The 25,370-nt window shown below is 70.0% G+C and carries 27 protein-coding genes; 18 read left to right on the top strand and 9 right to left on the bottom strand.

Annotation, left to right across the window (positions count from 1 at the left end):
* The 9 genes from NB3_RS13155 to NB3_RS13115 all read left to right on the top strand — a co-directional run.
* Positions 1-540, top strand: a 540-nt coding sequence (locus NB3_RS13155) for an NlpC/P60 family protein (RefSeq protein WP_169810679.1), incomplete at its 5' end; no start/stop codon positions are given.
* Between the two features lie 132 nt (positions 541-672).
* A complete protein-coding gene (gene moxR1, locus NB3_RS13150) occupies positions 673-1,854 on the top strand; it encodes a chaperone MoxR1 (RefSeq protein WP_067801701.1) in 1,182 nt (393 codons plus the stop codon).
* A 26-nt stretch (positions 1,855-1,880) separates the two neighbouring features.
* On the top strand, positions 1,881-2,840 hold the full coding sequence (locus NB3_RS13145) for a DUF58 domain-containing protein (protein ID WP_067801698.1): 960 nt from the start codon (positions 1,881-1,883) through the stop codon (positions 2,838-2,840).
* Positions 2,837-3,838 (top strand): VWA domain-containing protein, encoded by a 1,002-nt coding sequence (locus NB3_RS13140; protein ID WP_067801695.1) that lies wholly within the window; start codon positions 2,837-2,839, stop codon positions 3,836-3,838. The genes NB3_RS13145 and NB3_RS13140 overlap by 4 nt, the downstream gene beginning before the upstream one ends.
* A 113-nt stretch (positions 3,839-3,951) precedes the next feature.
* Positions 3,952-4,311 carry a peptidase inhibitor family I36 protein gene (locus NB3_RS13135; protein ID WP_067801692.1) on the top strand — a complete coding sequence of 120 codons (360 nt, stop codon included), beginning with the start codon at positions 3,952-3,954 and terminating at the stop codon, positions 4,309-4,311.
* A 224-nt stretch (positions 4,312-4,535) separates the two neighbouring features.
* On the top strand, positions 4,536-5,252 hold the full coding sequence (gene fabG1, locus NB3_RS13130; RefSeq protein WP_067801690.1) for a 3-oxoacyl-ACP reductase FabG1: 717 nt from the start codon (positions 4,536-4,538) through the stop codon (positions 5,250-5,252).
* Positions 5,253-5,332: 80 nt separating this feature from the next.
* On the top strand, positions 5,333-6,169 hold the full coding sequence (gene inhA / locus NB3_RS13125) for an NADH-dependent enoyl-ACP reductase InhA (protein WP_067801688.1): 837 nt from the start codon (positions 5,333-5,335) through the stop codon (positions 6,167-6,169).
* A 20-nt stretch (positions 6,170-6,189) separates the two neighbouring features.
* Positions 6,190-7,251, top strand: a complete 1,062-nt coding sequence (locus tag NB3_RS13120; protein ID WP_280516581.1) for a ferrochelatase — start codon at positions 6,190-6,192, stop codon at positions 7,249-7,251.
* Between the two features lie 70 nt (positions 7,252-7,321).
* Positions 7,322-7,738 carry a hypothetical protein gene (locus NB3_RS13115; protein WP_176579815.1) on the top strand — a complete coding sequence of 139 codons (417 nt, stop codon included), beginning with the start codon at positions 7,322-7,324 and terminating at the stop codon, positions 7,736-7,738.
* A 19-nt stretch (positions 7,739-7,757) separates the two neighbouring features.
* Here the strand turns inward: NB3_RS13115 and NB3_RS13110 are convergent, their stop codons facing one another.
* The 3 genes from NB3_RS13110 to NB3_RS13100 all read right to left on the bottom strand — a co-directional run bounded on the left by NB3_RS13110 (position 7,758) and on the right by NB3_RS13100 (position 10,329).
* Positions 7,758-8,462, bottom strand: a complete 705-nt coding sequence (locus NB3_RS13110) for a S1 family peptidase (protein WP_169810678.1) — start codon at positions 8,460-8,462, stop codon at positions 7,758-7,760.
* Between the two features lie 71 nt (positions 8,463-8,533).
* A complete protein-coding gene (locus tag NB3_RS13105; protein WP_067801681.1) occupies positions 8,534-9,349 on the bottom strand; it encodes an Rv1486c family protein in 816 nt (271 codons plus the stop codon).
* Between the two features lie 155 nt (positions 9,350-9,504).
* Positions 9,505-10,329 (bottom strand): DUF3097 domain-containing protein, encoded by an 825-nt coding sequence (locus NB3_RS13100; protein ID WP_067801677.1) that lies wholly within the window; start codon positions 10,327-10,329, stop codon positions 9,505-9,507.
* A gap of 130 nt (positions 10,330-10,459) precedes the next feature.
* Between NB3_RS13100 and NB3_RS13095 the strand changes: the two genes are divergently transcribed.
* Both NB3_RS13095 and NB3_RS13090 read left to right on the top strand, forming a co-directional pair.
* Positions 10,460-10,891 carry an NfeD family protein gene (locus NB3_RS13095; RefSeq protein ID WP_067801674.1) on the top strand — a complete coding sequence of 144 codons (432 nt, stop codon included), beginning with the start codon at positions 10,460-10,462 and terminating at the stop codon, positions 10,889-10,891.
* Positions 10,891-12,156, top strand: a complete 1,266-nt coding sequence (locus tag NB3_RS13090; protein ID WP_067801672.1) for an SPFH domain-containing protein — start codon at positions 10,891-10,893, stop codon at positions 12,154-12,156. The genes NB3_RS13095 and NB3_RS13090 overlap by 1 nt, the downstream gene beginning before the upstream one ends.
* Positions 12,157-12,216: 60 nt before the next feature.
* Here the strand turns inward: NB3_RS13090 and NB3_RS13085 are convergent, their stop codons facing one another.
* Positions 12,217-13,059 (bottom strand): SGNH/GDSL hydrolase family protein, encoded by an 843-nt coding sequence (locus NB3_RS13085; RefSeq protein ID WP_067801668.1) that lies wholly within the window; start codon positions 13,057-13,059, stop codon positions 12,217-12,219.
* A gap of 115 nt (positions 13,060-13,174) precedes the next feature.
* On the opposite strand from NB3_RS13085, the gene NB3_RS13080 reads away from it, so the two are divergent.
* Positions 13,175-13,852 carry an O-methyltransferase gene (locus NB3_RS13080; RefSeq protein WP_067801666.1) on the top strand — a complete coding sequence of 226 codons (678 nt, stop codon included), beginning with the start codon at positions 13,175-13,177 and terminating at the stop codon, positions 13,850-13,852.
* A 10-nt stretch (positions 13,853-13,862) separates the two neighbouring features.
* On the opposite strand, the gene NB3_RS13075 is transcribed toward NB3_RS13080, so the two are convergent.
* Together NB3_RS13075 and NB3_RS13070 are read right to left on the bottom strand one after the other, a co-directional pair.
* Positions 13,863-14,855: a zinc-binding dehydrogenase gene (locus tag NB3_RS13075; RefSeq protein WP_067801664.1), complete on the bottom strand. Its 993-nt coding sequence runs from the start codon at positions 14,853-14,855 to the stop codon at positions 13,863-13,865.
* A gap of 48 nt (positions 14,856-14,903) precedes the next feature.
* Positions 14,904-15,578, bottom strand: a complete 675-nt coding sequence (locus tag NB3_RS13070; protein WP_067801661.1) for a TetR/AcrR family transcriptional regulator — start codon at positions 15,576-15,578, stop codon at positions 14,904-14,906.
* A 59-nt stretch (positions 15,579-15,637) separates the two neighbouring features.
* On the opposite strand from NB3_RS13070, the gene NB3_RS13065 reads away from it, so the two are divergent.
* Positions 15,638-17,110 (top strand): MFS transporter, encoded by a 1,473-nt coding sequence (locus NB3_RS13065; protein WP_067801657.1) that lies wholly within the window; start codon positions 15,638-15,640, stop codon positions 17,108-17,110.
* 15 nt (positions 17,111-17,125) lie between these two features.
* Here NB3_RS13065 and NB3_RS13060 read toward each other — a convergent pair whose 3' ends face one another.
* Entirely contained in the window at positions 17,126-17,857 is a 732-nt protein-coding gene (locus NB3_RS13060) for a hypothetical protein (protein WP_067801654.1), read from the bottom strand.
* Between the two features lie 208 nt (positions 17,858-18,065).
* Between NB3_RS13060 and NB3_RS13055 the strand changes: the two genes are divergently transcribed.
* From NB3_RS13055 to NB3_RS13040, 4 genes are all read left to right on the top strand, one after another.
* A complete protein-coding gene (locus tag NB3_RS13055) occupies positions 18,066-18,935 on the top strand; it encodes an SDR family NAD(P)-dependent oxidoreductase (RefSeq protein ID WP_371855902.1) in 870 nt (289 codons plus the stop codon).
* A gap of 61 nt (positions 18,936-18,996) precedes the next feature.
* Positions 18,997-19,656, top strand: a complete 660-nt coding sequence (locus NB3_RS13050) for an urease accessory protein UreF (protein ID WP_067801651.1) — start codon at positions 18,997-18,999, stop codon at positions 19,654-19,656.
* A 25-nt stretch (positions 19,657-19,681) separates the two neighbouring features.
* On the top strand, positions 19,682-20,401 hold the full coding sequence (gene ureG, locus NB3_RS13045) for an urease accessory protein UreG (RefSeq protein ID WP_067801648.1): 720 nt from the start codon (positions 19,682-19,684) through the stop codon (positions 20,399-20,401).
* Between the two features lie 9 nt (positions 20,402-20,410).
* Positions 20,411-21,091 carry an urease accessory protein UreD gene (locus tag NB3_RS13040; protein ID WP_067801645.1) on the top strand — a complete coding sequence of 227 codons (681 nt, stop codon included), beginning with the start codon at positions 20,411-20,413 and terminating at the stop codon, positions 21,089-21,091.
* Between the two features lie 189 nt (positions 21,092-21,280).
* Here the strand turns inward: NB3_RS13040 and NB3_RS13035 are convergent, their stop codons facing one another.
* Together NB3_RS13035 and NB3_RS13030 are read right to left on the bottom strand one after the other, a co-directional pair.
* On the bottom strand, positions 21,281-22,117 hold the full coding sequence (locus NB3_RS13035; RefSeq protein WP_067801642.1) for a hypothetical protein: 837 nt from the start codon (positions 22,115-22,117) through the stop codon (positions 21,281-21,283).
* Positions 22,118-22,207: 90 nt separating this feature from the next.
* Positions 22,208-23,641 (bottom strand): NAD(P)/FAD-dependent oxidoreductase, encoded by a 1,434-nt coding sequence (locus NB3_RS13030; protein ID WP_067801640.1) that lies wholly within the window; start codon positions 23,639-23,641, stop codon positions 22,208-22,210.
* Between the two features lie 230 nt (positions 23,642-23,871).
* On the opposite strand from NB3_RS13030, the gene NB3_RS13025 reads away from it, so the two are divergent.
* On the top strand, positions 23,872-25,368 hold the full coding sequence (locus tag NB3_RS13025; protein ID WP_067801638.1) for a cytochrome P450: 1,497 nt from the start codon (positions 23,872-23,874) through the stop codon (positions 25,366-25,368).
* Positions 25,369-25,370: the final 2 nt, after the last annotated feature.

Here is a 25,370-nt window from a genome sequence, read left to right as displayed (position 1 = left end):
GCCGCCCGTGACCGCGCCGCCGAACTCGGCGCGGGCAGACGCCCGCATACCCAGCTGGAGGACGCGCCACCACCCCGGCGCAGCGCGCCGCGACCGAAGTCGCCACCGGTCGGAGGCTCCGCGGCGATCGAGATCGTGGTCGATCGCGCGATGTCGCAGCTCGGCGTCACCTACGCCTGGGGCGGCGGCGACGAGGACGGGCCGACCCGCGGTATCAGGGACGGTGGCGTCGCCGACAGCTACGGGGACTTCGACAAGGTCGGCTTCGACTGCTCGGGGCTGATGGTCTACGCGTTCGCGGGCGTCGGGGTCTCGCTGCCGCACTACAGCGGTTACCAGTACAACGCGGGCACCAGGGTGCCGGTCGGCGATCGCGAGCGCGGCGACATGCTGTTCTGGGGGCCGAACGGCAGCCAGCACGTGGCGCTGTATCTCGGCGACGGGAAGATGGTCGAGGCGCCGGAGTCCGGCGACGTGGTCAAGGTGTCCCCGGTCCGCGAGGGCGGCATCATGCCGTTCGCGGTGCGCATCGTCTCTTGATCCGGACATTCCGGGTGCTCGGCCCGGCCGTGGAACCGCGGAATTCCCATTCTGTCGGGTCCGGTTGCGGCACAGGCGGTGATTACCTGGAATAGTTGTGGCAGCACGCACAGGACCAAGGCGAAAGCGGGGATGTTGGTGACTTCGACGGACGGTGTGAGCGGAGCGAACTCGGCGAAGGATGCGCCGGTCTCGACGCCCAGCACCCTCGAGCGTGACGTCCAGACCCTGGAGAAGGCGATCTACGAGGTCAAGCGGGTGATCGTGGGCCAGGATCGCCTGGTCGAGCGACTGCTCGTGGGCGTGCTCGCACGAGGTCACGTCCTGCTCGAAGGCGTGCCCGGCATCGCCAAGACCCTCGCCGTGGAGACCTTCGCCAAGGTGGTCGGCGGCTCGTTCGCCCGCGTGCAGTTCACGCCCGACCTGGTGCCGACCGACCTCATCGGCACCCGTATCTACCGGCAGGGCCGCGAGGAGTTCGACACCGAACTCGGTCCGGTCGTCGCCAACTTCGTGCTCGCCGACGAGATCAACCGCGCGCCCGCGAAGGTGCAGTCGGCGTTGCTCGAGGTGATGGCCGAGCGGCACGTGTCGATCGGCGGCAAGACCTACCCGATGCCCGACCCGTTCCTGGTGATGGCGACGCAGAACCCGATCGAGAGCGAGGGCGTGTACCCGCTGCCGGAGGCGCAGCGCGACCGCTTCCTGTTCAAGGTCGTCGTCGACTACCCCTCCGTGGAGGAGGAGCGCGAGATCATCTACCGGATGGGCGTCACGCCGCCGGAGGCGAGCCGGATCCTGGAGCCGGAGGACCTGATCCGCCTGCAGAAGGTCGCGGCCAACACCTTCGTGCACCACGCCTTGGTCGACTACGTGGTCCGGGTGATCGCGGCGACCCGCAAACCGGCCGATTTCGGCATGCAGGACGTGGCCAGCTGGATTTCCTACGGTGCCTCGCCGCGCGCCAGCCTCGGCATCATCGCCGCAGCCCGCGCGGTCGCGCTGATCCGCGGCCGCGATTACGTGGTGCCGCAGGACGTCGTCGAAGTGATCCCGGACGTGCTGCGCCATCGCCTGGTGCTGTCCTACGACGCGCTGGCCGACGAGATCAGCCCGGAAGACGTCATCAAGCGCGTGCTGCAGACGGTCGGCCTGCCGCAGGTCGCCCCGCAGGCCGTCGCGCCCGGCGTGCCCGCCGCGCCGCCGCAGGGCGGCCCGCAACAGGCGCTCCAGGCGCCCTCGCCGCAGCAGGCCGTGCCCCAGCCGCCCAACGGGCAGCAGTCGCAGCCCGCGGGCACCGTTCCGCCGAAGTGACCTCGGCATCGGATCGGGTCGCGCCAGTGCCGACGTCGCCGTCCCACGCACCGCCGTCCTTCCAGTCGGGGGAGTTGACCGACCCCAGGCTCACGGTCGCGCTCAAGACCCTCGAACTCACCGTGCGCCGAAGGCTCGACGGCGTGCTGCACGGCGACCACCTCGGGCTCATCCCCGGCCCCGGCTCCGAGCCGGGTGAGGCGCGCGCCTACCAACCGGGTGACGACGTCCGTCAGATGGATTGGTCGGTCACCGCTCGCACCACCCATCCGCACGTGCGGCAGATGATCGCCGACCGGGAGCTGGAGACCTGGATGGTGGTCGATCTGTCGGCCAGCCTCGACTTCGGCACCGCCGCGTGCCAGAAGCGTGATCTCGCCATCGCCGCCGCGGCCGCCATCACCCACCTGACCAGTGGCGGCGGCAACCGGATCGGGGCGGTCGTCGCCACCGGCGAACGGTTGACCCGCATCCCGGCGCGCGGCGGGCGGGTCCACGCGCAGTCGCTGCTGCGCAGCATCGCGACCACCCCGCACGCCCGCGACGGTGTGCGCGGCGATCTGCGCGGCGGCATCGAATCGTTGCGCCGCCCGCAGCGCAAGCGCGGACTCGCGGTGATCATCAGCGATTTCCTGGGTGACATCGATTGGCAGCGTTCGTTGCGCGCGATCTCGGCCAGGCACGATCTGCTCGCGGTCGAGGTGCTCGACCCGCGCGACCTGGCGCTGCCCGACATCGGTGACGTCGTGCTGCACGACCCGGAGACCGGGCGCACCCGCGAGTTCAGCGTGACCCCCACTCTGCGCGCCGATTTCGCGGCTGCCGCGCAGCGCCACCGTGAGCAGGTCGAACAGGCCCTGCGCAGCTGTGGCGCTCCGGTGCTCACCCTGCGAACCGATCGGGACTGGATCGCCGACGTGGTCCGGTTCGTGTCCACCCGGCGCCACAGCTTGGGCGCCCCGACCGGGCGGGTGCCACGTCAGTGAGTATTTCGCATTTCACCGCGCAGATCTGGCTCGGATTCCTCGTCGTCATCGCGCTGATCGCGCTCGGCTATGTCCTGGTGCAGCGCAATCGGCGCAAGCACATGTTGCGGTTCACCAATATGGAGCTGCTGGAGAAGGTCGCTCCGTCGCGGCCGGGCCCGTTCCGGCACGTGGCCGTCGCGCTGCTGCTGGTCGGCCTGGCGTTCCTCACCGTCGCCGCCGCAGGCCCGACCGCGGTCAAGAAGGTGCCGCGCAACCGCGCGACCGTCATGCTGGTGATGGACGTGTCGCTGTCGATGGAGGCGACCGACGTGGCCCCGAGCCGCATCCAGGTCGCCAAGAAGGCGGGCAAGGAGTTCGTCGACGGACTGCCCGAGGGCGTGAACATCGGCTTCGTCACCTTCGCGGGCACCGCCTCGGTGATGGTCTCGCCGACGACGAACCACGAATCGGTCAAAGCCGCGATCGACAATGTGCGGCTGGCCGAGCGCACGGCCACCGGGGAAGGCATTCTGACGGCGCTGCAGGCGATCGAGACGCTCGCCACGGTGCTCGGCGGCGCCCAGGAGCCACCGCCAGCCCGGATCGTGCTGATGTCCGACGGAAAGCAGACCGTCCCGGATTTCAAGGACGTCGACAACCCCCGCCACGAGTACGTCGCCGCCCGGCTCGCCAAGAGCAAGAACATCCCGATCTCGACCATCTCCTTCGGCACCCGCTGGGGCGTCGTCGAGATCCCCCGGGAGGACGGCAGCAAGGACCAGGTGCGCGTCGAGGTGGACGACGACGCCATGCGCGAGATTGCGCGGCTGTCCAGCGGGGAGTTCTACACCGCCTCGTCGCTGCAGGAGCTGACCAAGGTCTACGACACCTTGGAACAGCAGATCGGATACGAGCTGACCAGAGGCGACGCCAGTCGCCCGTGGTTGCTGCTCGGGCTGGTGGTCGTCGCGGCGGGAGTGGTGATCGGTCTGGTGTATCGCCAGCGGTTGCCGTAGCGCTGGGAATATCAAGGCGCGCAGGCGAATACCGCGAGCCGTAGCGGTGGAAGTGTGTTACCGTGCCCTGGACGGGCGGTAAGGGAGTGCCGCCCTCCATTTGGGGAGGAATCATGCGAATTTCCGCTATCGTCACCGCAATCGCGTTCGCCGCGCTGGCCTTGGTCGCGGCTCCGCTTCCGGAAGCCTCGGCGGCGAGCTGTCCGTCCGGCAGTCTGTGTCAGTACTCCGGCGCGGGCTTTTCCGGTACGGCGAAGGTGGTCACGCTCAACACGAAGAACTTCCGCAACTACTGCGGACCCGCGGGAGATCCGAGCACCAGATCGGTGATCAACAACACGAACGTCGAGCTGCTGTTCAGCTCCGGTCCCAACTGTGGCGGCGGGCAACCGTACCGCTACGTGGGGCCGGGTAAGCAGGTGGCGGATCTGGGGTTCGACGCGCTGTCGGTGACTTGGTGCCCCAGCTGCTGAGCAGTGCCTCTCGCGTCGCTCGCCGAAGGTGAGCGAAAGGCGGCGCATCGATCGAATGCCGACCGGCCGGTGGTCTCCTCGACCACCGGCCGGTCGGCGTGAACGGGCCCCGATCGGGCGCTGACGTTGTGGCGTTTCACGAACGCGGCCGGGCTCGGATGGCGGTCGGACGAACGTGGCGGCCCGATCGTGGCCTGCCGGTTCGACCAGGTAGGTTGAAGCCCATGTCGAACATCACATCCCGGTCGGTCCTGGTGACCGGCGGAAACCGCGGCATCGGACTCGCGGTCGCGCAGCGTCTGCTTGCCGACGGTCACAAAGTGGCCGTCACGCATCGTGGGTCGGGGGTGCCGGACGGCCTGTTCGGTGTGAAATGCGATGTGACCGACAGCGAGTCGGTGGACGCAGCCTTCGCCGAGGTGGAGGCGCACCAGGGTCCGGTGGAGGTGCTCGTGGCCAACGCGGGCATCACCGACGACACCCTGCTCATGCGGATGAGCGAGGAGCAGTTCACCAGGGTGCTCGACGCCAATCTGACCGGTGCGTTCCGGTGCGCCAAGCGGGCCAACCGCGCCATGCTGCGCGGGCGCTGGGGCCGGATGATCTTCCTCGGCTCTGTGGTCGGCATGAGCGGCCAAGCGGGTCAGATCAACTACGCCTCGTCCAAGGCCGGTGTGATCGGCCTGGCCCGCTCGATCACCCGCGAGCTGGGCTCGCGCTCGATCACCGCGAATGTCGTCGCCCCGGGTTTCATCGAGACCGACATGACCGCGGACCTGCCCGAGGACATGCGCGACATGGCCAAGAAGTTCATCCCGCTGCAGCGCCTGGGCCAGCCGGAGGACATCGCGGCCGTGGTCAGCTTCCTGGCCTCCGAGGATTCCGCTTACGTCTCCGGCGCCGTCATCCCGGTCGACGGCGGCATGGGCATGGGCCACTGACCGCACCGAACGCGTAGCGCGGCCGGTCCAGGCCGCCCGCAGCCAACCTCACAATCGAATTTCAGGAGAACCGAGAACTCATGGGCGGACTGCTCGAAGGCAAGACCATCCTGGTCACGGGCATCATCACCGATTCGTCGATCGCGTTCCACGCCGCGGCCGTCGCGCAGGAGCAGGGCGCGAAGGTGATCATCACCGGCATCCCGGAGCGGCTGCGGCTGATCGACCGGATCGCCAAGCGCCTGCCGCAGGAGGTTCCTCCGGCCATCGGGCTCGACGTGACCAGCGAAGAGGATCTCGCCGGCCTGGCCGACAAGCTGCGCGAGCTGGCTCCGCAGGGGATCGACGGAGTACTGCACTCGATCGCGTTCGCGCCACGCACCCTGATGGGTCCCGAGGCTCGGCCGTTCCTGGACGGCCCCGGTCCTGACGCCGCCAAGGCGTTCGAGATCTCCGCGTGGAGCTACGCGTCGCTGTCGCGCGCGGTGTTGCCGGTGATGAACGAGGGCGGCTCGATCGTCGGCATGGACTTCGATCCGCGCACCGCGATGCCGTTCTACAACTGGATGGGCGTGGCCAAGGCGGCGCTGGAGTCGGTGAACCGGTACGTCGCGCGTGAGGTGGGCGCGGCGAAGAAGATCCGGTCCAACCTCATCGCCGCGGGTCCGATCAAGACGCTGGCCGCCAAGGCGATCGCGGGCACCGCGACCGACGACGCCGCCAAGCTCAACCAGCTCAACGTCTACTGGGACGGCGCGTCGCCGATCGGCTGGGACGTCGACGACCCCACGGTGGTGGCGAAGTCGATCGTGGCGCTGCTGTCGGACTGGCTGCCGGGCACCACCGGCTCGATCATCTACGTCGACGGCGGAGCCAGCCACAACACCTGGTTCCCGGAGAACATGGCGATGAGCTGAGCGATCGGATGGGAGACACCGTGGTTCCAACCGCCGACGCGCTGCTGCTGCTGTCCTTCGGCGGTCCGGAGCGTCCCGAAGACGTGATGCCGTTCCTGGAGAACGTCACCCGGGGCAGGGGAGTGCCGCGCGAACGCCTCGAAGCGGTCGCCGAGCACTACCTGCACTTCGGCGGTGTCTCGCCGATCAACGCGCTCAATCGCGACATCATCGCGGCGGTCGAGACCGAACTGGCCGCAGCGGGCCTGGATCTGCCGGTGTACTTCGGCAACCGGAACTGGCATCCCATGGTGGAGGACACCGTCGCGCGGATGGCCGCCGACGGTGTCGGCTCCGCGCTGGTCTTCCCGACTTCGGCGTGGGGCGGCTACTCCGGCTGCCTGCAATACCACGAGGACATCGCCAGAGCCCGCGCCGCTTCCGGCGCGGGCGCGCCGGAGCTGCTGAAGCTGCGCCAGTATTTCGATCACCCTTTGCTGATCGAGACGTTCGCCGATGCCATCCGCTCGGCGCGCGATCGGCTTCCCGCCGGGCAGCGTGCCTCGGCGCGACTGGTGTTCACCGCGCATTCCATTCCGGTGTCGGCCGATGCCGCCGCGGGGCCGCCCGCCGACGGCGGCCGCCTCTACAGCCGTCAGGTCGCCGACGCGGCCCGATTGTGCGCCGCGGCAACAGGTTTCACCGATTACGACCTCGTCTGGCAGTCGCGTTCGGGTCCGCCGCAGGTGCCGTGGCTGGAACCGGACATCGTCGACCACCTGGACGATCTCGCGGCCAAGGGGGTCGAGGCCGTGATCGTGTGTCCGGTGGGCTTCGTCTCCGATCATCTGGAAGTCATCTGGGATCTGGACAACGAGGCCGCGGCGAAAGCCGCCGAACTCGGCATGGGTTTCGCGCGGGCCGCGACGCCGGGAAGCGATCCGCGCTTCGCGAAGCTGGTCGTCGAGTTGATCTGCGAGCAACTGCGCGGAGCCGAACCACGGCGGCTCGGTGCGGTCCCCGGCTACGGCTGCACGCGCGACGGCGCGCCCTGTGCCGTCGGCTGCTGCGCGATCACGCGCCGTCCCACTGCTGGGAATTGAGGACGATCGGTCGCGGATAGCATCGCCTGCGACCGATCACCGAATCCGATTCTCTGGGGGGTAACTCTCGATGACCTATGCCGACGTGCTGACCAACGCCGCCGCGCTCGACCCGCACACCTGGTCCGATGCGAACGTATGGACCGTGGCGCTCGACGCCACCGAGGCCAGGCGCCGCGGCCGCAGCAGTGGCGGCGGTGGTTTCTCGATCGGCGGTCTGCTGCTGTGCATCGGTGTCGTCGCCGTGGTGATCGGGCTCGTGATCTGGCTGAGTAAGCGGAACAAGTCGAATCAGAACCAGCAGCATTATCCGCAGCAGCAGTACCCCCAGCAGTATCTTCCGCAGCAGAACATCCAGGGACAACCGCAGTATCCCGCGCCGCAGTATCAGCAGCCCTACCCGCCGCAGGGGCAACCGCAATACCAGCAGTACCCACCACAGCACCAGTACCCGCCGCAGCAGCCGCCGTACCCGCCCCAGCGGTGAGCAGCGCCGCGCCGGTGACTCAGAAGTCCGGGCTGGTCAGGCGGGTGTAGACAGTGGGGAAGCCGGGGCGTGCCGCGCCAACTCCCCAGGACGTGAGACCGGCGAGACGCCCGTCGACGAGCATCGGCCCGCCGCTGTCGTACTGAGCGGTGTCCGCGGTGGGCGTGCCTGCGCAGAGCATGGTGGACGGATCGAAGGCGGAACCATAGGCGGTGGCGCACTCACCGTCGGCGGCCAGCGGGACCTTCGCGGCGCGCAATCGAGTGTTGGTTTCGTCGGTCTCGGAGGTCGCGCCCCAGCCCAGGATGGTCGCGGTGCCCGAAGCGGGCGCGGCGACGGTGATGGTCGGGCCGGCCTGCGGCTCGTCCAGGGTGAGGATCGCGACGTCGTCGTGATAGGCGGTCGTCATGTCCAGAACGGTGGACCGGAAGCCGGGATGAATGCGAATGTTCTTGACGTGCACGGTTTTGCCGTCGTTTTCACGCAGGTCGTCGCGGCCGAAGGTGACGGTGAGTGTCTGTGCCAGCGTCTGTGCCAGGGCCACGCAGTGCGCCGTCGTGATGACCTGGTCCGGCGCGATGAGCGCGCCGCCGCAGAACTGCCCGGAAGCGCGGGTGAGGAACAACGGCGTGCCGATGGCCGCCAGCCACGGGTACTGCGCTGTGGTGGCGTCGGCGCCGCCGACGATCGCCGAGGCGGGGGCGTGCAGGGTGAGACCTAGCACCGTCAGTACGGTGAGGGCGGCCGTGCGGCGACGACGGGGAAAGCGCATGTCAGACCGCCCGGGACATGAGATCAGCGACTTCCGCGCGCGGAGGCGTGCACGGCGACCAGGCGCGCGGCGCGGATCGCGTCCCACAGCGGCCGCAGGAGCGATTCCTGCGCGCCGATCGCGCTGGCGGAGGTCGGCGCGGACGCGGGCTCCCGCTGCGCGACCGTGAGGATGGCGGCGACATGATCGGCGGTGTCGAGAATGCGCCTGGCGCGCAACGGAATCGACTCGGGATAGTCGTGCCGCGAGTAGTCGGCCAGTTCGGCTTCGATGAGCTCGCGGGGATCGGCGTCGGCCGCGCCGAGCGAGGTGGTGTGCAGTTTCATCAGCGCGTCGGCGGCGTCGCGGACCGCTTCGCGCATCGCGTATTCGGCTTCGCCGAGGGACATGTCAGGGCCGGGCGCCGCCGGTATGGGCGCGCTGTAGACGGTCCACTGCAGCGTGTCGTCCTCGGCCCAGCGCGGGATCAGACCGGTGCCATCGGCGCCGGGAACACCGATCAGCATGCCCTCGCCAGCCTCGATCGCGTCGGCGGCGAACGCCGTGCCCCCGGGGAGGCCCCGGACGTCGCCGGGGACGGGGAGCACCAACCGCACTTGCGCCCCGGGCTGGGCCATCGTCTCGCGAAACACTTTGAGCAGCGCCATGACTCCGCTCCCCGGCAGGTTGCCGTGGGCGGACCAGGGTAGGTCGGTGCGACCGCCGGTGAGCGGATCACCGGCCGCGATGGTGTGCTTCGGCGCCCACGCGTGCAAGGCGGCCAAAACGTCGTCGGGCGCACTGCAGCCGGCCAGCCAGGAGCTCGCCCACACCGTCAGCGTCGCACTTGGAGAGCACATAATTATCGAGCATAAAGGGTGGGCGCTACCGGTGGGCATCCATCCGCGACGGCATCGGTGAGCAGCACGGAAACCGCGCGGGCCGCGCTGCCTGCGGCAAGCGGACCCGTGCGGATACCGTCCGGCGTCGCCGGTGCGGCTCCCGCGAGCGGCCGCTAGCCCGGTTCGGTGACGAAATCTATGAGTCGCTCGACCGCGCCGATGAGGGGCGCCTCCAGATCGCGGAAGGAGGACACCGCCTCGTACACCTTCCGCCAGCCGTCCTGCGGGGAACCCCAGCGCAGGCGCGAGCAGACGCCGGTCTTCCAGTCCTCGTCGCGCGGCACCTGCGGCCACCGTGCGATGCCGAGGGTGGCCGGGCGCACCGCTTGCCAGATGTCGACGAACGGGTGCCCGGTGACCAGGACGTGCGGCCCCAGCCCGGTGGTCAGCTGGGTCTCCTTCGAACCGGTGACCAGGTGGTCGACCAGCACGCCGACCCGCCTGCCGGGGCCGGGCCGGAAGTCCGCGAGCCGAGCGGCGAGGTTGTCCAGTCCTTCCAGCTGCTCGACGACCACGCCCTCGACCCGCAGGTCGTGGCCCCATACCCGCTCGACCAGCGCGGCGTCGTGCACGCCCTCCACCCAGACCCGGCTGCCGCGCGCGACCCGCGCGCGCAGGCCATCGACCCGGGTGGAGCCGGAGGCGGAGCGGTTCGGCGTCTTCGGCGGGGCGGCCCGCGGCCGCACCAGCGTCACCGGCTCGCCGTCGATGAGGAACGCGGCCTCGCGCAGCGCGAACAGGCGCACCGTGCCGCCGGCGTCCTCCAGTTTCACGAACTCGCCGTCGTAGCTGCGATCGAATCCGACCACGGCGCCGCAGAATCCGGTGGCGGCGTCCTCGACGACCAGGTCGCGTTCCGCGGTGACCGTCGGCACCGCCCTTCTCCTCGATCGAGGATGTCCGGAGAAGATGTCACCGTACCTGTCGCGCCCGCTCACCTGCCTGAAGCTAGCACCGCCGCTATGGCTTTCGGTGTACCAGGGGCACCGCGCGTCCGCGCGCGGAATTCCTCGGCAGTACTAGCGAAGGTCGCGCTCGAGATCAGGGTCCGAGCACTACAGTGGTCGTGTGGCCGCAATTTTTTGGCTGGTCGCGGGCATTCTGCTCGCGGCGGCGGAGATGCTCACCGGCGACTTCACCTTGCTGATGCTCGGTGTCGCCGCGCTGGGCACCGCCGGTGTCAGCGCGGCGGCGGACACGTCCGTCGTCGCCGACGCCGTCGTCTTCGCGGTGATCTCGGCGGTGCTGCTGCTCGGGGTGCGCCCGATCATCCGGCGTCGCTTCGGAACTCCACCGCCGACGCCGACGAACGTGGACGCCTTGCCGGGGAAGACCGCGCTGGTGCTCGAGCAGGTCGCGGCGCATTCCGGTCAGGTGAAACTGAACGGCGAGGTGTGGACCGCGCGGCCGATGGACACGACCGAAGTCTATGAACCGGGTACGACCGTATACGTCATGAAGATCGACGGCGCGACCGCCGTCGTCTGGAAGGGGCCTTGATGGCTGTACTGATCGTTGCCGCCGTCCTCATCTTGCTGGTCGTGGTGGTGGTCTTCAAGTCGATCGCGCTGGTGCCGCAGGCCGAGGCCGCGGTGATCGAGCGGTTGGGCCGATATTCGCGGACGGTCTCCGGCCAGCTCACGTTCCTCGTGCCGTTCGCCGATCGCGTCCGCGCCAAGGTGGACCTGCGGGAACGGGTGGTGTCGTTCCCGCCGCAGCCGGTGATCACCGAGGACAACCTCACCCTGCACATCGACACGGTGGTCTATTTCCAGGTGACCAGCCCGCAGGCGGCGGTGTACGAGATCAGCAACTACATCGCCGCCGTGGAGCAGCTGACCGTCACCACGCTGCGCAACGTCGTCGGCGGCATGACGCTGGAGCAGACGCTCACCTCCCGCGACGCGATCAACGGCCAGCTGCGCGGCGTGCTGGACGAGGCGACCGGGCGCTGGGGCCTGCGCGTCGCGCGGGTCGAGCTGAAGAGCATCGATCCGCCTCCGTCGATCCAGGAGTCGATGGAGAAGCAGATGAAGGCCGACCGCGAGAAGCGCGCCATGATCCTCACCGCGGAGGGTCAGCGCGAATCGGCGATCAAGACGGCCGAGGGTTCCAAGCAGGCGCAGATCCTGTCCGCCGAGGGCGCCAAGCAGTCGGCGATCCTGGCCGCCGAAGGCGAACGGCAGAGCCGCATCCTGCGGGCGCAGGGTGAGCGCGCCGCCGCGTACTTGCAGGCGCAAGGCCAGGCCAAGGCGATCGAGAAGGTCTTCGCCGCCATCAAATCCGGCAAGCCGACACCGGAATTGCTTGCCTACCAGTACATGCAGACGTTGCCCATGGTCGCGCGCGGCGACGCCAACAAGGTGTGGCTGGTGCCGAGCGACTTCGGCAAGGCGCTGGAGGGGTTCGCGAAGAGCTTCGGCACGCAGGGCGAGGACGGCGTGTTCCGGTACGAGCCGCCCGCCGCCGACGGCGCAGAAGCCAAACCGGAGGACGATTCGGATGTCGCGGACTGGTTCGACACCGCGCCCGACCCGACCATCGAGCGTGCCGTGCGGGCCGCCGAGGCGACGGCGCGGACGCCGGTGGAGGGGCTGACCCCGACACCACCCCCGCAAGGGTTCGAGCCTTCGCCGCACCAGCCGGTCATCCCTCCGCAGGAGGCTTTCCCGGCCCAGCAGCAGCCGCCGCAGCAACCTCCGGCCCAGCGCCAGGACGATCCGCACGGCCGGCCGTGGCAGCCGCCGGAGAACTTCTCGAAATAACGCCGCCCGCGCCGCCCCGGACTCCCTCCGAGTCCGGGGCGGTCGCGTCGATGCGTTCGCTCAGCCGGGTAGTCCGGCGGCGCGGATCGCCGGGACGACCACGTCGGCGATGCCGCGCATGCCCTGCGGGTTGAGGTGGTAGGGCAGAAGCGTCTCGGTGGCGAGAACGGGCTCCATCCAGCGGACGCCGACCGGCGCGCACGCGTCGCGGCCCTCCGACGCGGCGCTGGTGTCCACGTAGATCGCGCCGTGCGCGGTGGCCTCTCGGGACACCACGGAGTTCAGATGGTCGAAGGCGGCTTGGATGGGCGCGGCGTCGGACGGGCGGAGACCGACGAGCGCCGGACAGCCGCCGTCGCGCACGTAGCGCGGCCAGCCGTCGACGACGATCAACGCGCGCGGCGCGCGGGCCGAGACCTGTTGCAGTGCCCCGGCGTAGGACGCCGCGATCGCATCGATGTCGGCGTCCCAATCCGGACCGGCGCACCCGCCCGCGCCGGTGAGGCCGTAGATATGGCAGGCGACGATGTGCTCGGCCATCAGCGCGTCATTGGCGCCGATGTGCACCGTGACCAGCCTGGTGGCGGGGCCGAGTGCGTCGAACTGGGGCGGGATGCCCGGTTGCTGCGGGGCGGCGAGGTCCGCGATACGCGCGGAGTTGCAGGTGCGGTCGTCGATCCGCAAGCCCAGATCCAGAGCGATCAGCTGCGGTGTGTTCGCGGTGGAGCGAAGGCATCGGAACGGCGCCGAGATGTCGAAGTTCCGCACGCCCGTGGTGGCGGCCCCGGAATCGCCCAGGGCGACGTATTCGGCTCCGCCGGTGGGCTCGGCCCCGGCGGGGGCGGTGGCGCCCATGGCGATCAGACAGGCGGTGACCGCCACGGCCCGCGCAAGATTCGTCATGTCGTTCCTGTCCGTCGATGCGTCGGCGCGCTCACGAAACATGTACGTCTCTCCGTGCCGAACGCTACTCGGACAGGCGCGTCCGCGGGCCGGATCGGGTGGCAGACTGCCAGATATGACGACACCTGGATGGGCCGAAGTGGACCGCTACCTAGTGGAGACCCTCGTGGCGGACCCCGAGTCCGATGCGGCGCTGGCGGCGAACAAGGACGCGGGCCTGCCCGCGATCGACGTGTCACCGCCCCAGGGAAAGTTCCTCCATCTGCTGGCCAGGACGGTGGGAGCGCGACGGGTGCTGGAGATCGGCACGCTCGGCGGATACAGCACCATCTGGCTCGCCCGCGCGGTCGGACCAGAAGGGCGGGTGATCACGCTCGAGTTCGCCGACCGGCACGCCGAGGTGGCGCGGGCGAATCTGGACCGGGCGGGCGTCGGCGACCGAGTGGAGATCCGGGTCGGCGCCGCGCTGGACAGCCTGCCCGTCCTCGCCGAAGAGGACCCGGAGCCGTTCGACCTGGTGTTCATCGACGCGGACAAGCCGAACAACTCGAACTACGTGCTGTGGGCGCTGCGGCTGACCCGGCCGGGCTCGGTGATCATCGTCGACAACGTCGTGCGCGGCGGCAAGATCGCCGACGAGCGGTCCGACGACCCGAACGCGCAGGCCAGCCGCGAACTCGTCGAGTTGCTCCAAGCCGAGCCCAGCCTGGACGCCACCGTGGTGCAGACCGTCGGCGGCAAAGGCTGGGACGGCTTCGCCTACGCCGTCGTGAACGGCGACAGCGTCGGGTGAACCGGCTCGGCTAGGGCTCCAGCACCACCTTGCCGGTCGTCTCGCGCGTTTCCAGCGCGCGGTGGGCGGCGGCCGCTTCGGCGAGCGGGAAGCGATGGATCGCCGGGCGCAGCCGCCCGGCGGCCGCCTCGGCCATCGCGAGGTTCTCGAGGACGCGCACGTCGCCGCCCGCGCGCGCCAGCATCGGCGGGCCGACCACCGTCTCGGAGGTGATACCGCGTTCGACCAGTTCGGCGGCCGAGAGCCGGACCGGCCCTTCGGCATTCGATTTGCCGGACCAGCCGTAGACCAGATGCTGCCCGCCCGGTGCGAGCAGATCGATTCCGGCGCGGGCGACCGCACCGCCCACCGAGTCGAACAGCACCCGGACGCCCCGTGCGCCGATCCACGTGCGCACCCGGTCCGGCCAATCCGGCGACAGGTAGTCGACCGCCAGGTCCGCGCCGTTGCCACGCACCTGATCGACCTTCGCGGGGCCGCCGGCCAAGCCGATCACCGTGGCGCCCGCGTTCTTCGCGTACTGCACCAGCAGCGTGCCGATGCCGCCCGCCGCGGCCGTCACCACGACGATGTCGCCGGGCCGCAATTCGGTGAACTGCACGATGCCCATGGTCGTTCGCCCGGTGCCGATCATCGCCACCGCCTGCGCCGCGTCCAGGTTCGCCGGAATCTCGTGCAGCCGGGCCGCGTCGGTCACGGCCAGCTCGGCGTAACCGCCGGGCACCGCGCCGAGGTGGGCGACCACCCGCGTACCGAGCAGGCTCGTGGCCACGTCGGCGCCCACACGCTCGACGGTGCCCGCGACTTCGCGGCCGGGAACGGTCGGCAGCTCCGGCAGGGGAAACGGCCCGGGGTCGCCCTTGCGCAGAACGGTATCGATGAGATGCACTCCGGCCGCCGCCACCGCGATGCGGACCTCGCCGGGCCCCGGAACCGGATCGGGAACGGTTTCGTAGCGCAGGTTCTCGGCCGGGCCGAAGGCATGAAGGCGGATGGCGTGCACGGTTTCTCCTGTTTCGTCGGTGTCGCCCGGTCAGCCTTCAACATCAAGTCAGGTTGAGGTCAACCGGCCGCGCCGCGCCGCCCTGGCCTCGAAACCGTCGCAGAGCGCGTCGAGGCCGTCGTAGAGCAGTTCCTCCTGGGTCAGGTCCCGCACGCCGCTGCCGGCGAGATCGGCCAACGCGGACGGAACCGGTCCCTGGGCCGTGCCGTCCAGCAGCGTCCGCAACCCGTTCTCGCCCGCGGGATCCATGCCCTTGCGCGCCATCAGCTCGGCGCTGATCTCGGGCAGCGTCGCGCCGGAGATGTAGTTCCAGACGGCGAAGGACATGCCGGTCGCCTCGCGGGTGGACACGCCGAGTTCCAGGAATCCGTCGACCAGCCAGGCCAGGCACGCCAGACTCTGCGGCCCGAAGCTGTAGCGCGGAGTGGCGAAGGTGAGCAGCACCCACGGATGTTGCCGGTAGAGCGCCCAATCGATTTCGGCGGCGATGCGGACCCGGTCGCGCCAAGTCCACCCCTGCCCCTCGGGGGCGGGGTACGGGTTGCGCCGGGCCACTTCGTCGGTCATCAGCGCGAGCAGTTCGTCTTTGTTCGCGACGTGGCGATACAGCGACATGGCTCCGACGCCGAGCCGGTCGGCGATGCGCCGCATGGACAGCGCGTCCAAGCCCTCGGCGTCGGCGAGCTCGATCGCGGTATCGATGATGGCGGTGCGGTGCAACATGCGTACACTGTACCCGGACCATGCGTACGACGTACGCGCCATGGAGAGGAAGTTCGGTGATGACACACCTGCGGCCGGTCCGGACCGAGCCGGCCACGACGGGCTCGCGACGCGCCTGGCTCGGCCTCGCGGTTCTGCTGCTGCCGGTGCTGCTGGTGTCGATGGACATCTCGGTGCTGTTCCTCGCGCTGCCGACGCTGACCCTCGATCTGGACCCTTCCGCGGACCAGCAACTGTGGATCCTGGACATCTACGGCTTCCTGATCGCGGGACTGCTGATCACCATGGGCAATCTGGGTGACCGGATCGGGCGGCGCAACATCTTGCTCGCCGGCGCGGCGGTCTTCGGCCTCGCGTCGGTGCTCGCCGCCTTCGCGCCCAGCGCGGGCGTGCTGATCGCGGCGCGGGCGCTGATGGGCATCGGCGGTGCGACCTTGCTGCCGTCCAGCCTGGCGCTGATCTCCAGCCTGTTCCCGGACGCGCGGCAGCGGGCCGCCGCGATCGGCATCTGGACGGCCTTCTTCGCGGGCGGCTCGGCCGTCGGGCCGATCATCGGTGGCATGCTGCTGCACCACTTCTGGTGGGGCTCGGTGTTCCTCATCAACCTTCCGGTGCTGCTGGTCCTGCTCGCGTTCGGCCCGTTCGTGCTGCCGGAACACCGGGCGGGGGTGCGGGAACCGCTGGATCTGCCGAGTGTGGCGTTGTCGATCGGCGGCATCCTGCCGGTGGTGTACGGGATCAAACACGCCGCAACGGAGGGCGTCGATGGGCAGGCGATCGTCGTCGCCCTGGCCGGCGCGGTGATCCTGACCGTGTTCGTGCGCAGGCAGCGACAGCTGCGCGAACCCCTGCTCGATCTGCGGTTGTTCGCCAGGCCGCAGTTCTCGGTGGCCATCGGCGCCAGTCTCACCGGCATGATGTCACTGGCTGGGCTCAGTTATCTCACCAGCATCTATCTGCAGTCGGTGACCGGGCGCACGCCGCTGGCGGCGGCGCTGCTCGGTATCCCGATGGCGATCGCGGTCTTCGTCTGCTCGATGGGCGGCGCCAGGGTCGGACATCGCTTCGGCGCCCGCGCCACGTTCGTGTTCGCCCTGCTCGCGTCCGCCGCGGGCAACCTGATGGTGCTCGGCGTCGGCGCGCACGACGGGCTCGGCTGGTACCTGGCCGGTTCCACGATCGCCGGAATCGGCTACGGCCTCGCCTTCACGCTGGTGTCCGAGGTTTCGGTGTCCTCGGTGCCGCCGGAGCGGGCCGGGTCGGCGGTGGGCATCTCGGAGACCAGCTTCGAGCTCGGCAACGCGCTGGGCCTGGCGCTGCTCGGTTCGCTCGCGGCGCTGATCTTCCGGTCCGGGGGCGACTACGCCGCGACGCTCGGCGAGACCATTCAGCGGGCGGGCGGAAACGCGGTGCTGATCGAGGCGGCGCGCCAATCCTTCGTCGACGGCATGCACATCGCGGTGGCCGTCGGTGCGACGGTGCTCACGGCGATGGCGCTGATCGCGCGCTTCGCCGCTCCGAGCCGGAGCTGAGCCGGGCGGCCGGGATCAGTGGCCGAAGACGGAAGTCACGATCTCGGCCGCCCAGCGGTTCATCGGCCGGACGACCGTGCCGTGCACCCAGCGGGCCGGGCGCACCACCAGGGCGAGCCAGACGACGGCCAGAGCGCCCAACACCGGGCGCAACACGGAGCAGCGGTACAGCGCCCGGCACGGCAGCACCACGAGGACGCCGACGACGAGGGTCGCCACGCGCCACCCGTAGCGCGCGGTCGCGCGCACCGCGTTCCAGAGCGGGCACAGCACCCAACGCCACAACAGCGCCAGCGGCCAGACGATCAGCCACTTGACGATGCGGTGGCATACCCAGGCGACGGCATAAGCGATCGGATACACGACCCAGCGCAGCAACCAAGCGCCCGCGGGACGAATCACTTTGCGCCACAGAAAGATTTCCACCGCGCGCCGCAGCGGACGCAGCAGGTATTCCAGCAGCAGCGACAGCAGCGGCGTGAGCACCAAGCCCCACAGCAGATGCTGCACCACCCAGCCCCACAGGAAGTCCTTCGCGAAAATCCACGTCGGCCGCAGCACCCAGTGCCAGATGAACTCGGCTGCCGGAACCAGCAGGTGGCGCGCGACGAAGACGAGCGCCGCTCCGATCGCGCGGCCCAGGAAGGCAACACCCTCCCACAGCAGCCGGATCGGGACCAGCACCACGATCGCGATCCCGCGCGCGATCCACTGTGCGATCGAGACCCGCGTGTCCGGCGTCGCCACCTCGTTCCCCCTCGTCCGGCGCACCGGGCGAAGCCACGGTGGACAAGTCTGTGTGCCGGTTACATTCGATCACGCGGTCGCCGCCGGGCGCGTGAGTAGAAATGCTCGAGTCGCCGGGACCTGCCGCGACTCGTGCGGGACCGCTCCGGCGCGCACTGATGCGGCGAACTCGGGGTGGGCACGGTGATCGACGCCTACAGTCGAAGTCGTGAACGACGCCCCGGCTTCGAACAACGGCAGGCCGATCGCCGAACGGGTGGCGACGCGGCTGCTGTATCCCACGTCGCGTCCGCGCGAACAGGCGTTGCGCGCCGCGGTCGGCGGCAAGATCGTGCTGGTCACCGGGGCCTCGCACGGCATAGGCAAGGCCAGTGCGCGCAAGCTGGCCGCGGCGGGCGCGACCGTCGCGCTCGTCGCCCGCTCCGGCGACGAACTCGAACGGCTGGCCGCGGAGATCACCACCGCGGGTGGCGTCGCGCACACCTACCCGACCGATCTCACGGACATGGACGCGGTCGAACGGCTCGGCCGCCGCCTGCTCGGCGAGCACGGCCACCTGGATGTGGTGATCAACAACGCGGGCAAGTCGATCCGCCGTCCGATCGACGAGTCCTACGACCGTTTCCACGATTTCACCCGCACCATCGATGTGAACTACCTCGGACCGGTGCGCTTGCTGCTCACGCTGCTGCCCGCTATGCGCGCTCGCGGACAAGGCCACCTCGTCAACGTGTCCACCTGGGGCGTGCGCATGCCGCCCGCGCCGCGCTGGGCCGCCTACGGTGCGTCCAAATCCGCTTTCGACGTCTGGTTGCGCAGTGTCGCGGCCGAGGTGGCCGGCGACGGCGTCACCGCCACCTCGATCTACCTGCCGCTCGTGCACACCAGGATGAGCGCGCCCACCGACTTCAGCCGTGTCCCGGGCCTGACCGTGGCCGAGGCCGCCGACCTGGTCTGCCACGCGGTGACCGCGAAGCCGCGCGAGATCGCGCCGTGGTGGTCGGCCCCGGTGCAGGCGTGGACCGACCTGACCCGCGGCCGCGCCCAGCGTCTCATGGAACGCGCCTTCCGTCGCTGACCGGAATCTCCGGGAAACGACCACGACTTCCGCACGACACACCGGGACATAGGATCGACGGATGCGCGAATCCGCTGCGATCGGTCCGACCGGTCTCACGACGGTGCTCGCGCTCGCCGACTCGCGGCTGCCGATCGGCGGGCACGTGCACTCCGGCGGGGTGGAAGAAGCCGTCGCCTCCGGCCTGGTCCGCGACGTCGCGACGGTGGAGCTGTATCTGCGCCGCCGCGTCCGGACCTCGGCGCTGGTGGCCGCGTCGCTCGCGGCGGCGGTGTGCGCGGGCGAACTCGACCCGGCGCAGGCCGAGGCGGAAGCCGACGCGCGCACGCCCGCACCCGCGGCACGGGCGGCGTCCCGCGCCCAGGGCCGCGGTCTGCTGCGCCTTGCGAAACAGCTGTGGCCCGGACACGATTGGTCACCGCTCGGCACGACACCGCATCTGTCCACGGTCTTCGGAATGGTGGGCGCCGCCGCAGCGGTGCAGCCGGGGCAGATCGCCGCTGTGGTCGTCTACACCACTCTCACCGGCGCCGCCACCGCGGCCCAGCGTCTGCTCGCCCTCGATCCCGCCGCGATCGCCGCGTGCACCGTCCGGTTGGCCTGCCTGTGCGACCGCGTCGCCGCCGAGGCCGTGACCGGCCTGGCCGCGATGTCCGACCCGTTGCAGGACGTGCTCGCCGAGCGCCACCGGCAGCGGGACATGCCCCTGTTCGCGAGCTGACGCCCCGGAAGAAGGAGACCGCGCCATGCCCCCGCATCTGATCGACGGTGAGCCGCACGACCACGGTCACGATCGGCCGAAACGAGCCCGCACGCCAGGGGAGGCGCTGCGCATCGGCATCGGCGGCCCGGTCGGTTCGGGCAAGACCGCGCTGGTGGCCGCGCTGTGCAGGCAGTTGCGCGACGAGCTGTCGCTGGCGGTGCTGACCAACGACATCTACACCACCGAGGACGCCGACTTCTTGCGCAGGCACGCCGTCCTGCCGGACGAGCGGATCGCCGCCGTGCAGACCGGCGGCTGTCCGCACACCGCCATCCGGGACGACATCACCGCCAACCTCGACGCCATCGACGATCTGATCGCCGCCAATCCGCCGCTGGATCTGATCCTGGTGGAATCCGGCGGCGACAATCTGACCGCGACCTTCTCCTCCGGCCTGATCGACGTGCAGATCTTCGTGGTGGACGTGGCGGGCGGGGACAAGGTGCCACGCAAAGGCGGTCCCGGCGTGACGTTCTCGGATCTGCTGGTGGTCAACAAGACCGATCTGGCTCCGTTGGTCGGCGCGGACCTCGGCGTGATGGAGCGCGACGCGGCGCGGGTGCGCGCGGACCGGCCGACGGTGCTCGTCTCGCTCACCGAGGATCCCGCGGCGACACCCGTGCTGGCGTGGGTGCGCGAGCGATTGCGCGAGGTCGCCGAGCAGGACCGGGCGGGCGCGGGCGAATCCGCCGCCGCGCACTGAGTTCCGCCGGTGCGCACCGAATTACGCATCGTCGCTCGTCCAGGGATGCTTCCGGAGATCCACGCGCGCGGCGGGTTGTCGGCCCGCCGCACCGGCCCTCGCGCGGTGCATCTGATCGGCACCGCCGCGACGCCGCTGGGTGGCGACGAACTCGACATCGTGATCGTGGTCGAGCCGGACGCCGAACTGGTGGTGCGCTCGGTCGCGGCCACGCTCGCGCTCCCGGGCCCGGCGACGCCGCTGTCGTGCGGGCACTGGCAGCTCGAGGTCGGCGGCGGGGGAGTGTTGGATTTCGATCCCGAGCCGATGATCGTCGCGGGCGGTGCCCGGCACCACACGGTCACCACGATCCGCCTGGATGCCGGCGCCCGGCTGCGGATGCGCGAACGGGTTCAGATCGGCCGCGCGGGCGAGGACGACGGTGGGTGGCGCGGAGACCTGATCGCCGACGTCGACGGCACCCCCTTGCTGCGCCACCGGCTGGCGCTGGGCGCGGGCACTCCGGCCGATGACGCGCTTTCCGCGCCACGGGCGCTGGAGAGCGAACTCGTCTATCCGGACGACTGCGCGGCGACGACTACCGGTTGGACGGAGAGCCGGTTGCCGCTGGCGGCGGGTGGCAGTTTGTTCACCCGCACCGGGCCGGTGCTGCGCGTGTCCGGCGCGGAACGCGCCGAGGTGAACAGCTGAGCAACGGCGGATCGGCAGTGCCACTCGAATCCCCTGCCGGGCGGCCCGTCGATAGCTGTCGCGTGCCGGATGTGGGATTCGTTCCGTAGAGGTGTAATTCGAGCGAGAGCTGGAGAAAGAAAGGGTGAGAGCTCGACAGCGTCGTCGGGTTCCCACCCTTCCGGCTCGCCTCTCGGAGCTGTCATCCGATCAGCCGTTGGCCGTGTCGGCGGCCTCCGGAGCCGTCTCGGCCGGAGCCGGGGCGACCGGTTCCGGCGCGCTGAGCGCCCGCGGAGGCGCGCTGAGCGCGTGCACCGCCCCGAGTCCGGCGCCGATGCCCGCACCGATGGCGGACAGCGGAGCGGCCATCAGAGCCGCGCCGTAGGCGGCCCCGATCGGGCCGGCGGCGAGACCGATCGGCGCGAACGGCAGACCGATGGCGAGGGCGAGACCGCCGCCGACGGCCGCGCCGAACAGCGCGAACGGGCTGGCGAACACGAAGCCCGCCGCCGCGCCGATCGCGGCGGCGCCCATGGTCTGGCTTGCGACGCGGTCGGATCTCGTGCGCTCCATCCCGATCGAATCGAAGAACGTCGCCATATTCGCTTCGGCCATCGCGGCGGTGTCGTTGATCTGGATCGCCTGCTCCCGGTACAGCCACTCCGGTGCGTCGACCTGCACATCGCCGAAGCGCAACTTGCCGGAGGGCGGCGCGATAGGCGGCACGGGGGCCACCGGAATCGGCGCGTGCAGCCCTACCAGGGGAGCCAGATACTGGTGATCGGGCAGTGGACGTGCCCATTGCAGCGAACTCAGGACGTCGTCGGGGATCCGCAGACCCTCGTACGGGCGCACGTTCGGCGCCTCGGCCGCGGGCCACTGGGCCGCTTCGGCCTCCGTACTGGTCACCGGAACGGGCTGATCCGGTTCCGCGTGCGCCGTCCCGGTTCCCACCAGCGCGAGAACGAGCGGAACCGTCCCCACGGCGACCAGGGAGCCCAGTTTCGCCCGGTGCGGTGTGGGTGCTCGGTGCTTGCCTGTGCCCATAGATCACCTTTCATCCGAAGGAGACGTCGACGCCTCACATTCGGATCCGCTGGGCGACCCGGATTGGTCGAACGCGCTATGACGGCCGGATCAGCCCGCTTTCGCGTCGGTATGCGCTTTGTCCACCGCGACCCTGCTGTTGGTGGACGTGCCGAGGGCGGCGGCGAGTTGCTCGGCGTCTTCGTCGTCGCCGTTGCTGATCGCCTCCAGCGCCAATCGGGCGAACACCCACTGCTCGGTGGCGGCCATCTGGCCTCGGCTGCGGCCGAGGAAGGTGACGAACCACTGGATGACGGTGATGATCCGGCTGCGGTAGCCGACCAGGTAGTACAGGTGCAGCGCCAGCCAGGCCAGCCACGCGATGAACCCGCCGAACTCCAGCTTGCCCACCTGGCACACGGCGCTGAACCGCGAGATCGTGGCCATGCTGCCCTTGTTGAAGTACTTGAACGGCTTGCGTTCCTGCGGCGTCTGGCCTTTCAGCCCGGCCTTGATCTGCTTGGCGGCGTAGGTCGCGCCCTGGATGGCGCCCTGCGCCTGCCCGGGTACGTTCGGCACCGACATCAGGTCGCCGACCACGAAGACGTTCGGGTGGCCTTTGACGGTCAGGTCCGGCTCGACCACGACCCGGCCCGCGCGGTCGACCTCGGTGCCGTCGGACTGGTCGGCGATCAGCTTGCCCAGCGGGCTGGCCTGCACGCCCGCCGACCACACCTTGCACGCCGACTCGATGCGGCGGACCGTGCCGTCGGAGTCCTTCACCGTGACGCCGAACGCGTCGACATCGATCACCATGGCGTTGAGCTGGATCTCGACGCCCATCTTCTCCAGGCGCCGTTGGGCCTTGCCGCCCAGCTTCGGACCCATGGGCCCGAGCACCGCGCCCGCGCCTTCGATGAGCACGACCCTGGCGTCGCGCGGATCGATGTTGTGGAAGGTGCCCTCCAGCGTGCGGTCGGACAGCTCGGCGATCTGACCGGCCAGCTCGACGCCGGTCGGGCCGGCGCCGACGATCACGAAGGTCAGCAGCCGGTCGCGCTCCTCCTGGGTGGTCGCGAGTTCGGCCTGCTCGAACGCGCCGAGAATCCGGCCGCGTAGCTCGAGCGCGTCATCGATGGTCTTCATGCCCGGCGCGTAGGTGGCGAACCGGTCGTTGCCGAAATAGGACTGCTGCGCGCCGGTCGCGACGATCAGGCTGTCGAACGGGGTGACCGTGTCCCGGTCGAGCAGGCGCGAGGTCACCGTGTTGTTGGTCAGATCGATGTCGGTGACCTCGCCGAGCAGCACCTGCGCGTTCTTCTGCTTGCGCAGCACCAGCCGGGTGGCAGGCGCGATCTCGCCGACCGACAGGATGCCGGTGGCGACCTGGTAGAGCAGCGGCTGGAACAGATGGGTCGAGGTCTTCGAGATCAGGGTGACGTCGACGTCGGCGCGCTTGAGGTGCTTGGTGCCGAACAGGCCGCCGAAGCCCGAGCCGATCACCACCACCCGGTGCCGGCCGTTCTCGACAGTCTGAGTGCTCATCGTCCTGCTCCTCGATGGACCTTGGGGGTCGTCCCCGGCGGCGGTTCCTGACAGCTAAACCGTAGCCGCCGAGCCGGGCACCGTCACGGCGAGATCCCCGTTCCTGGCGTGTTGCGGTGCGATATCTCACCGCCGCCGGATCGGGGAGAGGAGGATCGACCCGAGGCGAACCGGCCTGGTCGCCGAGGTCGGGAGCCTACGATGGTAACTGTCGCTCAGGGAGGATTGCCATGGTCGCCGGGGACCGTGCGATCGGCCGGACGCCCAGCGTGCAGGCCGAATCGGAGAACATCGCGCTGATCGAGGTACCGCACGGCCATCTGATCGACCGGGCGCTTGGACTGCTGCCGGAACGGCGCCAGGTGCTGGCCACTCCGCCGCAGGGCAGCGACACCGTCCCGGTGCGCGGCGATGCCGGGCTGCCCTACCTGGGGCGGGCGTTGCACTACATGCGCTGGGGTCCGGCCGAGATGATGGAGCGCTACCGCAGGTACGGACCCGTCTCCCTGAACACCTCGCTCGGTGTCGACCGGGTGCTGGTCGCGGGACCGGAGGCACTGGAGGAAGTGCTCGGGCACCGGCGCCGCGACTTCGGCCAGGGCTGGGACTACTTCATCGGCCCCTTCTTCCGGCGCGGCCTGCTGCTGCTCGAATTCGACGAGCACAAATTCCACCGCAAGATCATGCAGCAGGCGTTCACCAGGGACCGGCTGGAAGCCCACCTCGCGGCGCTGACACCGGTGGTGCGCGACACCATCGCGCAGTGGGTGCCGCGCGAGCGCGACGCCGAACGCACGGTGCGGCTGTATCCGGCGATCAAGGAGTTGACCCTCGAGATCGCGGGCGAGACGTTCATGGCCGCCGACGTCGGCCCCAGGCGCAGGCAACTGATCGACGCGTTCGTCGACTGCACGCACGCGGGGCTGGCGATCATCCGGCATCCGGTGCCCGGCGGCAACTGGCGGGCCGGGCTGCGCGGCAGGAGAGTGCTCGAGGACTACTTCACCGCGATGCTGCCGGACAAGCGCCGCGCCGAGACGGCGGACTTCTTCTCCGGGCTGTGCCACGCGCGCAGCGAGGACGGCGGCGTCTTCGGGGACGCCGATGTGGTGAACCACATGATCTTCCTGATCATGGCGGCGCACGACACCACGACGACGACCGCGACGGCCGTCGCCTACTACCTGGGTAAGCACCCGGACTGGCAACAGCGGGTGCGCGCCGAAGTGCTCGACATGGACGCGCGCCTCGGCGACGCCGCGCCCGCCATCGCGGACCTGGAGACGCTGCGCGACCTGGACCTGGTGGTCCGGGAAAGCCTGCGGCTGATGCCGCCGGTTCCCGGACTGTCGCGCCGCGCGGTGCGCGACACCGAGATCGCGGGCCACTACATTCCGGCCGGCGCCCCGGTGGACCTGGCCTACCAGGTGAACCACCTGCTGCCCGAACTGTGGACCCACCCCGAGCGCTTCGATCCGGAGCGATTCGGCGAACAGCGGCGCGAGGACAAATCGCACCGCCTCGCCTGGATGCCGTTCGGGGCGGGGGCGCACAAGTGCATCGGAATGCACTTCGGCACGTTCGAGGTGAAGACGGTGACCGCCGCCCTGGTGCGTGAATACGAGTGGCGGATCCCCGAGAAATACCGCATGCCCTGGGGATTCACCACGATCCCCTTCCCCAGGGACGGTGCGCCGATGACGTTGCGCAGGCGGGCGGCCGCCTGAGC

Source organism: Nocardia beijingensis NBRC 16342, from assembly GCF_001612785.1.
Classification (GTDB): domain Bacteria; phylum Actinomycetota; class Actinomycetes; order Mycobacteriales; family Mycobacteriaceae; genus Nocardia; species Nocardia beijingensis.
The sequence above is the reverse complement of the archived record's forward strand: the minus strand, read 5'-3'. Positions and strand labels throughout refer to the sequence as shown.